Below are 12,761 nucleotides of genomic sequence, written 5' to 3'. Positions count from 1 at the left end.
GCGCTTCGTGGGGGTTGCCGGCAGTCTGTGACCTCAACCCCGGTTGAGGTCAAACGGATCCGGTGCAACAGACCGGTCTGCCACGCGCAACGATCACGCGATCCCGTGGAATCGGGCCTGCTCGACTTCCGCTGACGAAAAGCAGTCGGGCAATCTCGACTCTACAGAAGCGTGGTCACGTCCACGCCGGGTCTGCGGTGAAATCGATGGTCAGCCAGAACGTGCTGCCCCGAGCATCCAGCCTGACCGCGATCTCGTCACGCATCGCATCGACCTCGCCCACCGAGCCCAAGGGCGTAGCCGGATCAGCCAGCACATGGATCTCGATGAAGCGCATCCGCCCCATCTTCGCCACGTGGCTGGTGAAACCGGCATAGCCACGCTCGGCCACGAATGCCTGCATGACCCGCTGCACGCGCCGGTCCAGATCATCCGGCGCCACCTGCAGTACTTCGCGCATGGCCTTCCACGCACTGCGCGCCGGTACCGGCAGTACCGCCAGGCTGATCAATGCCAGCACGATCGAATCCAGGTACGGCACCCAGTGGTGCCACTCACCGCCATGCACGACCAGGGCCAGTACGAAGGCCAGCACTACCGCCAGGCTCATCAAGCCACCCAGCAGCCAGCCCCGTACATCCAGCCACAACAGCGCCGAGCGCAGGCGCCGCGCCCGCTGGGCGACGAACGCCGCCATCGCCAGGTTGCTGGCACTCAGCAGCGCCGCCCACCACAGCGCGGGCCCGAATCTCACCTCGTGTCCGCCCGTGGTCAAACCAATCACCGCGTTGGCCAGCGCATACACGCAGGCCAGCGACAGGATCACACCGCCCAGCGCCTCGACCATCGGCTCCAGGTGCCAGTAGCCGTACTGGAAGCGCGGGCTCTGTTCCCGCGCCACCAGCCGCAGCACCGACAACGACACCAGGGTCAGGGCAACGTCGACCAGGCTGTACACACCGTCGAACAGGATGGCCTGCGATCCCACCAGCAGGCCACCGCTGAAGCCGACCACGCTGACCGCGATGGTGACCCCGATCGAGAACTTCAGGATGCGTTGCTCGCGCGCGGTATCCATCGTTCGCCGAAGGGCCGACCGTCGCCGGTCAGGCCTTCAGTACCTCCACCTTGTACGAGGTCACATCGCCGTCGTTCTCGATGATGAGCCCGTGCACGTCCGACTCGAAGCCCGGGAAGCGGGCATTCTGCTCACGGGCGATGCGCAGCGACTGGATGATCGGCTCATCGCTGTCGCCAAAGCGCTCGCCCGGCATGATGGTCGGAATGCCCGGCGGGTACGGCACCAGCATGGTCGCGGCGATGCGACCACTGACCTGCTCGATGTCGACCCGCTCGATCTCGCCCTTCACCAGGTGGTTGTAGGCATCGGCCGGGGTCATCACCGGGGTTGGCAGATCCACGTACATCTCGCGCATCACCTTGGCCACCGCGAACTCCTGGTTGAACGCATGCAGCGCGTCGCACAGGTCACGCAGGCCCCAACCGGCGTAGGCATTCGGATAGTCGGCGGCCAGCGTCGGCAGTGCCTGGCTGAGCGGCGCGTTGCGGTCGTACAGTTCCTTGAACGCCATCAGTTCAGTGACCAGGGTGCTCCACTTGCCCTTGGTGATGCCCATCGAGAACAGGAACAGCACCGAGTACAGGTTGGTCTTCTCCACGGTGATGCCGCGGCCCCACAGGAACTTGCTCAGCACCGCCGCCGGAATGCCCAGCTTGCCCATGCTGCCGTCCATCGCCAGGCCCGGGGTCAGCAGGGTCACCTTGATCGGGTCGATCAGAACATAGTCATCCACCAGGTTCTCGAAGCCGTGCCAGTGCGCATCCGGCTGCAGGTACCACTCCTCGCGCTTGGCCACCATCGGTGCCGGCGTATCGCCCTTGTCCAGACTGCGCTCGACCTGGGTCGGCTGCCACACGCTGAACCACCAGTCGTCGCGGCCGAGATCATCGCGGACGTGCAGCATCGCGCGGCGGAAGGCGATCGCCTCGTCGTGCATTTCCTGTACCAGCGAACGGCCGGCATCGCCTTCCATCATCTTCGAGGCCACATCACAGGCCGCGATCACCCCGTAATGCGGGCTGGTCGAGGTGTGCATCATGAACGACTCGTTGAAGCGCTCGGCATCCAGGTTGCGCTGCGCCGAGTTGCGCACGTGGATCATCGAGGCCTGCGAGAACGCGGCCAGCAGCTTGTGCGTGGAATGCGTGGTGAAGATGATCGCATCCTGCTCGCGCGGCTTGCCCTTGGCCATGCCGTAGTGGTTCTCGTAGAACGGATGGAACGCAGCGTAGGCATACCAGGCTTCGTCGAAATGCAGGAAGTCCACCGCGCTGCCGATCTCGTCGGCGATCTTCTCGGCGTTGTAGCACAGGCCATCGTAGGTGGAATTGGTCACCACTGCGATGCGCGGCTTGGAGCCGGTCTTGTAGGCCTTGCTGGCCAGCGGGTTGGCGGCGATACGCTGCTGCAGCGACTCGGGCGTGAACTGGTCCAGGCTGATCGGGCCGATGATGCCATGCGCGTTGCGGCTGGGGGTGAAGTACACCGGCACCGCGCCGGTCATGATCAGCGCGTGCAGCAGCGACTTGTGGCAGTTGCGGTCGACGAATACCACGTCGCCGCGGGCCACTGTGCCGTGCCAGACGATCTTGTTGGCGGTGGAGGTGCCGTTGGTGACGAAGAAGGTATGGTCGGCACCGAAGTTGCGTGCCGCCTCGTTCTCGGCGTCCTTGATCGGCCCGGTGTGGTCAAGCAGCGAACCCAGCTCCGGCACCGAGATCGACAGATCGCTGCGCAGCGTGTTCTCGCCATAGAACTGATGGAACGCGCGGCCGACCGGCGATTTGGTGAACGCCACGCCGCCCGCATGGCCAGGCGTATGCCAGGAATAGTTCGACTCGGCCGCGTGATGGATCAGCGCCTTGAAGAACGGCGGCAGCAGGTTCTTCATGTAGTCTTCGGCCGCGCGCATCACCTGTCGCGAGATGAAGCTCTTGGTGTCTTCGAACAGGAAGATGAAGCCGTGAATGTACTTGAGCAGCTTGCTCGGCACCTTCTCGATGGTGCGGCGCTCGCCGTACAGGAACACCGGCAGGTTGGCGCGGCGCGCGCTCTGCTCGCGCAGGAAGGCGGTCAGGCGCTGGAACTCGCCATCCACCTCTTCGCTGCCATCGATCGAGATCAGCACCGCCGACGCTGCCACGTAGGTGCGGGCACCGGCACGGGCATCATCCAGGTTCAGGCCGCACAGCACGCGCTGGTCGTTGCTGCGCAGCTCTTCCACCAGGGCGCGGATCAGGATGCCGCCGATGCGCGGCGACTCGTAGTCGTTGTCGATGACAATGACCGGGTAGTCCAGGGACTTGAAGTACACGTTGATTCTCCTTGTCTAACTCAGGAACGCTGGGCGCCGGCGCTGATCGCCGAGGCCTCGCGGGCGCGCTGCCGCTGCTGGCGGCGCTCCTCGCTGAAGAAGGGATAGAACACGGTGATGAACAGCACGAACAGGAACGCGTACTGCACGATGGTTCCCGACGAGCCGTAGATCGCCCACAGGCAGTAAACGACGGTCAGGCTGGTCAGGGTCCAGAACGCACCGGTGTGGACCAGGGTGTGCGAGCGCTCGACCACGAAGTAGCAGGCCACGCACGAGTAGATGTAGGGCAGCAGGGTCAGCACCACCGCCGCCGATGTGATCACGTCGAACTGTGCCGACGCGGTTTCCGAGGTGGAAGTGACCAGCACCGCCAGGGTCATCAGCACGGCCACGATCAGCACACCCTTGACCGGCACGTCGTCCTTGTTGGTCTTGCTGAAGATGCTCGGGAACAGGCCGTCATCGGAGGCCGCCTTGGCGCTCTGCGCGGTCAGCAGGATCCAGCCGCCCAGCGAACCGGCGGCACCGATGAAGGCACACAGGCTGACCAGCGCACCACCCCAGCCACCGACGGCCTTGGCCGCAGCCAGTGCGAACGGCGCATCGGAAGTCTGCAGTTCGCCATTGGGCACCATGCCCATGATCACCGAGGAGCTGGCGATATAGGCGATGGCAGCCAGGAACACGCCGGCCAGGGTGGCACGGGCCACGTTCTTTTCCGGGTTCTCGACCACACCAGCGGTGACCGAGGCCGACTCGACGCCAATGAAGGCCCACAGCGTCAGCGCCGCGGCGCTGGAGATCGCGCCGAAGTTCGATTCGCCGGACACGTTGTAGGCGCCCTTGAAAATGTCGGCATCGAAGAAGAACCAGCCGAAGATGGCGATGCCCAGGATCGGCACCAGCGCAAAACTGGTGGTGACGGTCTGCACCCGGCTGACGAACGCCGGACCGATCACGTTGGCGAAACTCAGCGCCCACACCAGGATCAGCACCGCGATGCAGCGCACCAGCGGCTCGGACAGGATCGGGAAGAAGTAGCTGAAATAGCCCACTGCCGCGATCGGAATGGCGACGTTGCCGATCCAGTTGGCGAACCAGTAGATGGTGTTGGTCTGGAAGCCCATGTAGGGCCCGAACCAGTCGCGCGCATAGGCGTACGGGCCGCCCGCCTTGGGTGCCAGCTTGCCCAGCTTGGCGAACACGAAGGCCAGCAACAGCGCACCGGCGGTGGTGATCAACCAGCCCCAGATCGAGGCGGTACCAATCTTGGCCAGGCTCGATGGCAGCAGGAACACGCCTGAGCCCATCATGTTGCCGGCGACGAGGAAGGTGGCTCCGACCACCCCGATTTTCTTTGCTTCTGCCATGACGATCTCCGGTACTGGCATGAGCCCGGCAGCACCGGGCGTGGGGACGGTTGCGCTGGCGTACGACCGCTGGCGCCTATTTGATGAAGTTGTATTGCAGGCTGCCCTGCACCCGGACCGTGTCGCCGCGTGCGCCGCCCTGCTGTTCCAGGCGGCCGTACAACAGCTCCATGCCCATCGTCCAGGACGGCGCGGGGCTCCAGATCAGGTTGAATACGCCGTACCGGCTCTGCCGGAAGGCATCGGCCGCCAGTGCGGCGTTCCGCTCCAGGGTCAGCTGGCCGAAGATCAGGTTCGATCGCCACAACTCGGACCAGTAGTGGGTATAGCCGACGAAGCCGCCGTGCAGGTCCAACGCGTCGAGGCGGCCATCGGCACCGACCACCGCGTCCAGCCCGGAGCCGGTCAGGTCGGCGGTATAGCGGCTGAGGCCGCGTCCTCCCAGCGCACCGAACAGCAGCAGGTCGCGCTCGCCCACCGAGGCCGAGCCACTCAGCTGCAGGCCGCCGGCCATTCGCCGGTCGCGCTCGCCATCGCCGTCATAGGCCAGGCTGCGCGCCACCGCGGCCACCTGCAGGTGGCCCCAGTCGCGCTCCATGCGCGCGGTCACGGTTACGTCCGGCAGACGGTTCACCGCAGCCCGCTCATCACTGGCACCGGCAAGTTCAGTCTTCGGGTCTTCGGCCGCCACGGTCAGCGTGTTGCCCTTGCCCATCGTGAAGCTGTGGTGGATGCCGGCCACCAGCAGATAGCCGGCGCCGCCCGGCCCGGCGAAGTCCAGCGTGTCGGGCAGGCTGTCCGGGTCCATGAAGCTGGAGTAGCCATAGCCGGCATAGGTATTGCCGAGCTGTCCATAAGCATGCCGCAGGCGGAACTCGTAGCCATCGCTGCTGCCGAAGAAGTCGTTCTCCAGATAGAAGCGCAGGTTGCCGTGCGTGGTTGGACGCCGCGCCTCGAAGCTGAAGCGGGTCTGCTTGGCGTGGATGTTGAAGTTGGAGACATCGCGGTGGCTGCCGCCCACCGGCATCGACGAGGGAATGAACTGATCCTCGTCGCCGGCCGCGCGCGAATCGGCGATGGCATCCAGCTTGGCGTAACCGCCGATGCGGATCACCGTATCAGTGCCGGGTATGGCAAAGAACCCCTTCAGATCCGGGTCGGTCGGGCCCGCCGCACTGTCCGGTCGCGATGCCGCAGTGGACGGATCAGCGACCGAATCGCGCTGCGGCAGTACCGGCTGCGCCACACCCGGCACCTGGGTGCGATGGATCACGTCGGAAGGGGCGGCAGAGGCCATCGGCGCCATTGCAGGCGCGGCTGTTGCCTGCGCAGGCGCAGCATCGCGCTGCTCAAGCCGGTCCAGCCGTTGCTGCATGCCTTCCAGCGCCTGGCGCATGGCGGCCATCTCGCGCCGCAATGCCTGCGCATCCTCTGCATCACCCTGTTGAGCGTACGCCGGCGTGATCGCCAGTGCCCCCAGGCATGCCAGACTCAGTACGGCCAAACGCATTGCATCCTCCCCTGACGAACACTCGCATCACGGTTCCGGAGCGCATGCATGCGCCGCCCTGGCTTCGCGTTGCCGTTGCTGGAAATGCGGGTACTGCGTCGACGACATCGGCCAGCCTGCGCACGGCAGGCAACAGGACGATGACACTGCCCCGCCTGCACCCATGTCGACTCCATCAAGGCCGCGCTGCCAGAGAGGTGGCGACCGCAGCGGTCTGGGTAACAAGCACAGAGTGAGAGTGTCGTGAATGGCTGTGCCGGCCGACCCTGATCAGGGCGTGGCGAGCGCGGCATCCATCGCGCATTGACGCTGTATTCCATGCGTCAAAGGCTAGTCCGTTTGTCGCTTTTGGCCTTGATTGGAATCAAGGCACGATGCTTGATCTCAGTCACGATTCAGACGTGACGACGAACAGACAATGCGCAAGCGGTTGTGTTCGCCTGGGGCAGGAACGCAACAGGCCCGCATGTCACCATGCGGGCCTGTGGTCTACATCATCATGCAGGCGTGGATCAGCGCGGACCAAGCACCGTCTGCAGGTCGTCGCCCTGCGGCAATCCGGCCCGGCGCTGCACCTGGCCCTGTGCATCCTGGAACAGGATGCCCGGGGTGCCCTGGAACCCCATTTCCAGCATCAACACCTGGTTGGCGTCGAGCTTGCCGGCGATCTCGCGGCTGATGTTCGGCAGCGCTTTGATGCCGCCACGGTCGAACTGGTGTTCGTTCTCCAGCAGCGCCGCGCTCGGATCACGTGCGGACAGGATGGCTGCGGCCTTGGCCGGACTGTCCTCGCGGATCACACCCACCATGATGTGGCGCAGCTGTACCTTGCCGGCGTCGACCCACGGACGGGCCGCCTCCCAGAACTTGTGGCAATACGGGCAGTTGGCATCGCTGAAGGTATAGACCACGCGGGGCGCGTCGGCCTTGCCATCACGTACCCAGGCGCTGGCTTCAAGCTTAGTCCACATTTTGGCCGACATCGGTGCGGCAACCAGCTTCTCGACCGCTTCGGCAGCCACATCATTACCTTCGGCATCGAACAGGCTGCCCACCAGTACGTGCTTGCCATCGGCCGTGACATAGGCCGCTGCAGGCTGCTGCCCTCCCACCACGCCAGCAAAACCGCGCAGGCCGTCCGGCGCATCGAACTCGGCAACGACCTCGAAGCCGTGCTTCTCGATGCCCTTCAGCACGGCTGGACGGTCGCCCTTGGCGGCAGATGCCGGAGCAGTCGTCGCCGATGCCGTGGCGGCCTTGCCCGGCGGCGTCTGTGCCTGGCTGCAGGCGGCCAATGCCAGCATGACCGGCAGCAGGAGCACCGCCGGGGCGGTGCGCAGGGAAATCGACAACATGGGAACTCCGTAGTGAGATGCCCGCGCAGGCTACCGCAGCCGGCGCAGTTTGTGTTCAAGGCCGGCCGCAGTCAGTTCGCCCAGGTGCAGTTCACGCAGGCGCCCATCGGCGTCGAAAAAGAGCGTGGAAGGATATGCCTGAACGCCGAGCACGGTGGAAGCAGCAGCGTCATCATCCAGCAGCACGTTGCCCAGCATCAGTCGTTCGCCGGCCAGGAAACCCTGGACCTCATCCAGGGTTTCGCCCTGGTTGAGGAATACGAACTGCACGTCATCATGTGCCAGTTGTGCCGTCGCCAGCACCGGCATCTCACGGCGGCAGGGCCCGCACCATGTGGCCCACAGATTCAGCACCAGCGGCTTGCCGCGGAACTGCTGCAGATCGATACGATCGCCTTGAAGGTCCGCCACCTGCAGCGCCGGCAACGGCATCTGCCGCTCCTGCCATGCCGACAGCAACTGGCCACCGGCGACCCAGAACAACACGCCTACCAGTGCGCTCGTCAGCACCGGTGCACGCAACTGACGCCACGGCCGCAGACGCCATAATCCCCACGACAGCCCGGCCACCAGCACCACCATCAGGTGATAGCCACCATCGGTGACCTGCAGAATGCTCCAGGGCTCCGAACGATAGAGCGCGAAATTCAGCACAACAAAACTGAAACGACCACACAGCAAGCCGATCAGCAGCATGTCCAGCACCATGCCTGCTGCCGACGGCAGCGGCATTCCCACTGCCCTGCGCGGCCAAAGACGGGCAACGATCATGGCCAGCAACGTGCACATCAGGATCAACACCACCGGCATCGGTACCGGTCCAACACTCGACATCAGCCCACCTGTTCAAATTCCACTGCCTGCATGGTCAAAGCGTCACGCCCAGGTTGCAAGCGCTCGCCCGCCACCCATGGTCAGGCCGCACTCCGCCCCAACTGCATTCCGGGGGACGCCTGCAGGCCGCGCAGACTTCCGGCCACCGACGGCATCAACGGTCGCTCCCGCCGCTTGCAGTTGACGTGGCGGCGATAGTTGGCCGGTGTCATGCCCACGATGCGGAGGAACAGTCGCCGGAACGCGCTCTGATCAGCGTAGCCCACCCCCCAGGCCACCTCCTCGATGCCTGCACCCTGCTGCAGCAGGGTCTGCGCCTTGGCAATGCGCAGCCGTTGGCAGTATTCGATCGGCCGCAGACCGGTCGCCCGGAGGAAGCGCCGCTGCAGGGTGCGCGGTTCCAATCCGGAAACCTCGCAGATTGCGGCCAGAGTGGCTCCTCGTGCCGCAGTGGTATGCAGCCAGCGCTGGGCCTTCAGTACATCGCGGTCACCGTGGGCGAAGTTGGCACTGAAACGCTCAAGATCCTGCTGGATTCCTGCGGGCACGACGATCCCGAGCTGTTGCGCGACCGCGCTCGCCACGCCCTGCCCGTGCAGCCGGTACAGCAAACGCAGCCCGAGGAAACGCCAGGCCTGCGATCCGCCAACCGTCAGCAGATCACCATCGTCGACCAGCGTCCGCTCACTGGGCACCCAGCTCACCGCCTGCGCCTGCAACCCTGGATGTCGCCCCAGATCGGGGCCGCTGACCGTTCTTCCGGCCAGCAGTCCCGCACGGGCCAGTACACCGACCCCGTCGCTGGCAGCAGCCAGCAGGCTGCCCCCGTCATAATGGGCCCGCAACCAGTCCAGCAGGACCTCTTCGGCGCGCAGACAGGCTCCGGGGCTGATCTGGCCGGGAACCGCGATCACCGCGGGAATGGCGGCGTCGAGCATTTCAGCACCCGCGATGCGGTGTACACCGGTCTGGCTGGCGGGAACGATCCAGCGGGTGACAAGCACACGCTTGAAGGGTCGGCGCTGCTGTTGGGCCAGGCGGTTGGCGACGTGGGCCATTTCGGCCAGCACAGAGGCGGCGGAGGGGTCCCCCCCCGGATATTCGACCACCGCAACCTCTACGAATGCTTCGTTCCTGACTCCCTCCACAGACCACCTCCTCGGTTCGTTGCAGGCCATCGAACGGCCGGTTCAGGCGAAGGGTAGGAACAGGCCCATCTGCGGGGCTATGAAGAAAGTTGCAAAGTGGGCTGAATGCGCGCACCGAGCTGAAGCCTTGACTCTCGACCAGACTCCAGGCTTCACAATGGCCGGCAGGATCCGCAGGAACGCTGCCATGAACATTGGACAACTGGCCCGTCAGGCGGGCGTGCCGATCGATACGGTCCGCTATTACGAACGGCAGCAGCTGCTGCCGACGGCGGCGCGCTCGGCCGGGGGTTACCGCATCTTCGGCGAGCCGGATCTGCGCCGGCTGCGCTTCATCCGCCGCGCCAAGGCACTGGGCTTCAGCCTGGAGGAAATCGGAGAACTGCTCGCGCTCAGTGATCACCACCAGCAGGACATGGGCAGCGTGCGTGACACCGCGCAGGCCCGCCTGCAGGACATCGCACAACGGATGGCCGAACTGCAGCGCATGCACATCGCGCTGTCGCAGCTGGTCGACGCCTGCCCCGGCCATGGCGCGCTGGACCAGTGCCCGATCCTGGCCGCTCTGACCGACGACGCCACGGCAGCAGGCGACTGACATCGGCATCGCAACACGCGTGAAGAAAAGTGCAACAAATGCTTGCCAACCCCCTGGGGCAAGGCTATTATTTCGCTCCTCAGCGACGTGGGGCCATAGCTCAGCTGGGAGAGCGCCTGCATGGCATGCAGGAGGTCAGCGGTTCGATCCCGCTTGGCTCCACCAATCTTTCGGCATTAGGCCGTCGAAAGGTCGCTAAAGAACATTGATGAGAATTGCGTCCCCATCGTCTAGAGGCCTAGGACATCACCCTTTCACGGTGGCGACCGGGGTTCGAATCCCCGTGGGGACGCCACTCATCACGAACAACGAGGACCCGGCCGATAACCGGGTCTTTTTTGTTCACCGCCTACCGGCATTCAGGGTGTGGCGTTGCAGTTCCCCTGCCTCGTGGCTGCGGTTGAACCGTAACGAAAAAAGTTCAAAAAAGACTTCCACAAACGTGAACACGCAGGTATGATAGGCGGCTCGGTAACACGGGGCCATAGCTCAGCTGGGAGAGCGCCTGCATGGCATGCAGGAGGTCAGCGGTTCGATCCCGCTTGGCTCCACCACTTTCGACATTAGGCCGTCGAAGGTTCTACAACTTGAAGTTTTTCGTGCGTCCCCATCGTCTAGAGGCCTAGGACATCACCCTTTCACGGTGGCGACCGGGGTTCGAATCCCCGTGGGGACGCCAGTTTCAAAACGGACTCTGCTCCCGGCAGATCATCCGGAGTTTCATGGGGCCATAGCTCAGCTGGGAGAGCGCCTGCATGGCATGCAGGAGGTCAGCGGTTCGATCCCGCTTGGCTCCACCACTTCGACATTAGGCCGTCGAAGGATCTACAACTTGAAGTTTTCGTGCGTCCCCATCGTCTAGAGGCCTAGGACATCACCCTTTCACGGTGGCGACCGGGGTTCGAATCCCCGTGGGGACGCCAATTCTTGAAAACCCTGGCTTCGGCCGGGGTTTTTCTTTGCCTGAGATTCCCGGGAAAGCCCTGTCCACGCATGGCGCGGATCTACTGCAGGCCGGGATGGATCCGGCGGCCGGTTGGCCCAGTAGATCCATGCCACGCATGGATGGCCTCAGCCTGAACACACCTCAGAACCGGCGATACATCCCGATCGATGCAGGTGCGGTGGGTGCGAAACCAAACTGCGCGTACAACCGGTGCGCTTCACCATCGGCCAGAAGGCTGACGTATGCAGACGGCGGCAGGTTCGCCTGCATCCAGCCATCCAGGCGACGCATCACTTCCTTGCCCAGGCCCTGCCCCTGCAGGCGCGGCAGCACGGCGATATCACAGACCTGCAGGTGGCACCCACCATCGCCGACGATGCGGCCCATCGCTACCAGCTCATTGCCCTGGTAGGCGCACACGCCATACAGGGTATTGGGCAGCGCGCGTGCCGCCGCCTCCTGGCTCTTGGCACTGAGGCCCGCCAGCACACGCAGCTGGCAATAGTCTTCGACCGTGGGGACAGCCTCGCGGAACTGGCAGCTGACGGAATCATTCATGCGGTGTCTCCCTGTAGGTCGGGCTATCCTGCCGCATCCACGTCGCAACGACTGCGACCCAGGCCTGCAGAGTTCCCATGTGCTATTCCGCCCTGATCCGCGCTGACTACGCCAAGCTGGTCCGCGAGTTCGGTGCCATCCTGTCGCTGGAGGAGTTCGCCGAACTGTACGCGCACGATCCCGGCAAGAAGCGGCCGAAAACCCCCAAGGCCATGGACGACGGCTTTGCCGGCGCGCGCACCGAACAGGGTCGCGACATCGTCGCGAAGATCCAGCAGTGGCATGCGCAGGAACACCAGGCTCTGGAGGCGGAGCTGGCCCGCCAACGCGAGCGCCGCGATATCGCCCACGCGACGCTCGCCACCCGCCCTACCCAGAAGGCACGCAACGACCTGCGCGTGGCCGGCAACCGCATCGAGCGCGCCCAGGCCCGGCTTGAGGACCTGCACCGGGTACAACTACTGCCGCGCGACAACCGCATTTTTCCCGGCACCTACGCGCCGGTGATGGTCAGCGAGAGCGGCCGACGGGTGATCAAGCCGATGCGCTACCAATGCCGGCTGCCGGACAAGCCGGCACGCAACGACGTGCTCTACCCCGGCACCTACAACGCACGACGCGACAGCCTGGAAGGCTATTGGCGCGGCGCGTTCGGCCTTCGCCACGGCGTTGTCGTGGTGCAGGCGTTCTATGAGCACGTACCACGCCACGCGATCACAGGGCGCGCGCTTGGCGCCAGTGAAAAGGAACAGGATGTGGTGCTGGAGTTTCGCCCCGACCCGCCCCGCGACCTGCTTCTGGCCTGCCTTTGGGCGGAATGGGAGGGACCGGAAGGACGCCTGCTCTCATTCGCCACGATCACCGACACCCCGCCACGCGATGTCGCCGCGGCAGGTCACGATCGCGGCGTGATACCGATCCGCAGGGAGCATCTCGATGCGTGGCTCAACCCCGATCCGGACAACCTGGCCGGGCAATACAGCATCCTCGACGACCGCGAGGACATCCGTTACCTGTACGAGGAGGCCGGCTGAAGCGCTGTTC

General features: G+C 64.7%; 10 protein-coding genes and 6 tRNA genes. 8 read left to right on the top strand and 8 right to left on the bottom strand.

Translation table 11 applies throughout. The annotated features are described in order from the left end of the window. Positions 1-175 precede the first annotated feature (175 nt). The 7 genes from JLDANKMP_RS09480 to JLDANKMP_RS09450 form a co-directional block, all read right to left on the bottom strand. Positions 176-1,078: a cation diffusion facilitator family transporter gene (locus tag JLDANKMP_RS09480; RefSeq protein WP_212560958.1), complete on the bottom strand. Its 903-nt coding sequence runs from the start codon at positions 1,076-1,078 to the stop codon at positions 176-178. A gap of 28 nt (positions 1,079-1,106) precedes the next feature. Then, complete coding sequence (locus JLDANKMP_RS09475; protein WP_212560957.1) at positions 1,107-3,395, bottom strand: Orn/Lys/Arg decarboxylase N-terminal domain-containing protein; 2,289 nt, start codon at positions 3,393-3,395, stop codon at positions 1,107-1,109. A 20-nt stretch (positions 3,396-3,415) separates the two neighbouring features. Continuing rightward, positions 3,416-4,768: an arginine/agmatine antiporter gene (adiC, locus tag JLDANKMP_RS09470; protein WP_005410068.1), complete on the bottom strand. Its 1,353-nt coding sequence runs from the start codon at positions 4,766-4,768 to the stop codon at positions 3,416-3,418. A gap of 76 nt (positions 4,769-4,844) precedes the next feature. Further along, the gene (locus tag JLDANKMP_RS09465) at positions 4,845-6,278 is read right to left on the bottom strand and encodes a DcaP family trimeric outer membrane transporter (protein WP_212560956.1); all 1,434 of its coding nucleotides are present in this window, start codon (positions 6,276-6,278) and stop codon (positions 4,845-4,847) included. A 512-nt stretch (positions 6,279-6,790) separates the two neighbouring features. Further along, positions 6,791-7,633 carry a thiol:disulfide interchange protein DsbG gene (gene dsbG, locus JLDANKMP_RS09460; RefSeq protein WP_005410070.1) on the bottom strand — a complete coding sequence of 281 codons (843 nt, stop codon included), beginning with the start codon at positions 7,631-7,633 and terminating at the stop codon, positions 6,791-6,793. Between the two features lie 30 nt (positions 7,634-7,663). Then, positions 7,664-8,467 (bottom strand): TlpA disulfide reductase family protein, encoded by an 804-nt coding sequence (locus JLDANKMP_RS09455; protein WP_212560955.1) that lies wholly within the window; start codon positions 8,465-8,467, stop codon positions 7,664-7,666. An 80-nt stretch (positions 8,468-8,547) separates the two neighbouring features. Then, positions 8,548-9,615, bottom strand: coding sequence for a helix-turn-helix domain-containing protein (locus JLDANKMP_RS09450; protein ID WP_212560954.1), 1,068 nt, complete (start codon positions 9,613-9,615; stop codon positions 8,548-8,550). A gap of 187 nt (positions 9,616-9,802) precedes the next feature. On the opposite strand from JLDANKMP_RS09450, the gene JLDANKMP_RS09445 reads away from it, so the two are divergent. From JLDANKMP_RS09445 to JLDANKMP_RS09415, 7 genes are all read left to right on the top strand, one after another. Next, positions 9,803-10,213 carry a heavy metal-responsive transcriptional regulator gene (locus JLDANKMP_RS09445; protein ID WP_212560953.1) on the top strand — a complete coding sequence of 137 codons (411 nt, stop codon included), beginning with the start codon at positions 9,803-9,805 and terminating at the stop codon, positions 10,211-10,213. 89 nt (positions 10,214-10,302) lie between these two features. Continuing rightward, positions 10,303-10,378 (top strand) — tRNA-Ala (locus tag JLDANKMP_RS09440). A 54-nt stretch (positions 10,379-10,432) separates the two neighbouring features. After that, a tRNA-Glu gene (locus tag JLDANKMP_RS09435) sits at positions 10,433-10,508 on the top strand. 183 nt (positions 10,509-10,691) lie between these two features. Then, a tRNA-Ala gene (locus tag JLDANKMP_RS09430) sits at positions 10,692-10,767 on the top strand. A 49-nt stretch (positions 10,768-10,816) separates the two neighbouring features. Continuing rightward, a tRNA-Glu gene (locus tag JLDANKMP_RS09425) sits at positions 10,817-10,892 on the top strand. A 45-nt stretch (positions 10,893-10,937) separates the two neighbouring features. Beyond that, positions 10,938-11,013, top strand: a tRNA-Ala gene (locus tag JLDANKMP_RS09420). Between the two features lie 47 nt (positions 11,014-11,060). Further along, positions 11,061-11,136, top strand: a tRNA-Glu gene (locus JLDANKMP_RS09415). 164 nt (positions 11,137-11,300) lie between these two features. On the opposite strand, the gene JLDANKMP_RS09410 is transcribed toward JLDANKMP_RS09415, so the two are convergent. After that, entirely contained in the window at positions 11,301-11,717 is a 417-nt protein-coding gene (locus JLDANKMP_RS09410) for a GNAT family N-acetyltransferase (protein WP_005410074.1), read from the bottom strand. 77 nt (positions 11,718-11,794) lie between these two features. Between JLDANKMP_RS09410 and JLDANKMP_RS09405 the strand changes: the two genes are divergently transcribed. Next, positions 11,795-12,751 (top strand): SOS response-associated peptidase family protein, encoded by a 957-nt coding sequence (locus tag JLDANKMP_RS09405; RefSeq protein ID WP_212560952.1) that lies wholly within the window; start codon positions 11,795-11,797, stop codon positions 12,749-12,751. Positions 12,752-12,761 lie beyond the last annotated feature (10 nt).

Origin of the sequence: Stenotrophomonas sp. PE591, assembly GCF_018320795.1 — a bacterium.
Lineage (GTDB): Bacteria > Pseudomonadota > Gammaproteobacteria > Xanthomonadales > Xanthomonadaceae > Stenotrophomonas > Stenotrophomonas maltophilia.
Note: the sequence above shows the minus strand (reverse complement) of the source record. Positions and strands in the feature narration are given on the sequence as shown.

What these genes read in the sequence shown, in the direction of transcription:
- JLDANKMP_RS09480 (WP_212560958.1), bottom strand. Translation starts at nt 1,078, where the DNA reads ATGGATACCGCGCGCGAGCAACGCATCCTGAAGTTCTCGATCGGGGTC.
- adiC (WP_005410068.1), bottom strand. Translation starts at nt 4,768, where the DNA reads ATGGCAGAAGCAAAGAAAATCGGGGTGGTCGGAGCCACCTTCCTCGTC.
- JLDANKMP_RS09465 (WP_212560956.1), bottom strand. Translation starts at nt 6,278, where the DNA reads ATGCGTTTGGCCGTACTGAGTCTGGCATGCCTGGGGGCACTGGCGATC.
- dsbG (WP_005410070.1), bottom strand. Translation starts at nt 7,633, where the DNA reads ATGTTGTCGATTTCCCTGCGCACCGCCCCGGCGGTGCTCCTGCTGCCG.
- JLDANKMP_RS09455 (WP_212560955.1), bottom strand. Translation starts at nt 8,467, where the DNA reads ATGTCGAGTGTTGGACCGGTACCGATGCCGGTGGTGTTGATCCTGATG.
- JLDANKMP_RS09445 (WP_212560953.1), top strand. Translation starts at nt 9,803, where the DNA reads ATGAACATTGGACAACTGGCCCGTCAGGCGGGCGTGCCGATCGATACG.
- JLDANKMP_RS09410 (WP_005410074.1), bottom strand. Translation starts at nt 11,717, where the DNA reads ATGAATGATTCCGTCAGCTGCCAGTTCCGCGAGGCTGTCCCCACGGTC.
- JLDANKMP_RS09405 (WP_212560952.1), top strand. Translation starts at nt 11,795, where the DNA reads ATGTGCTATTCCGCCCTGATCCGCGCTGACTACGCCAAGCTGGTCCGC.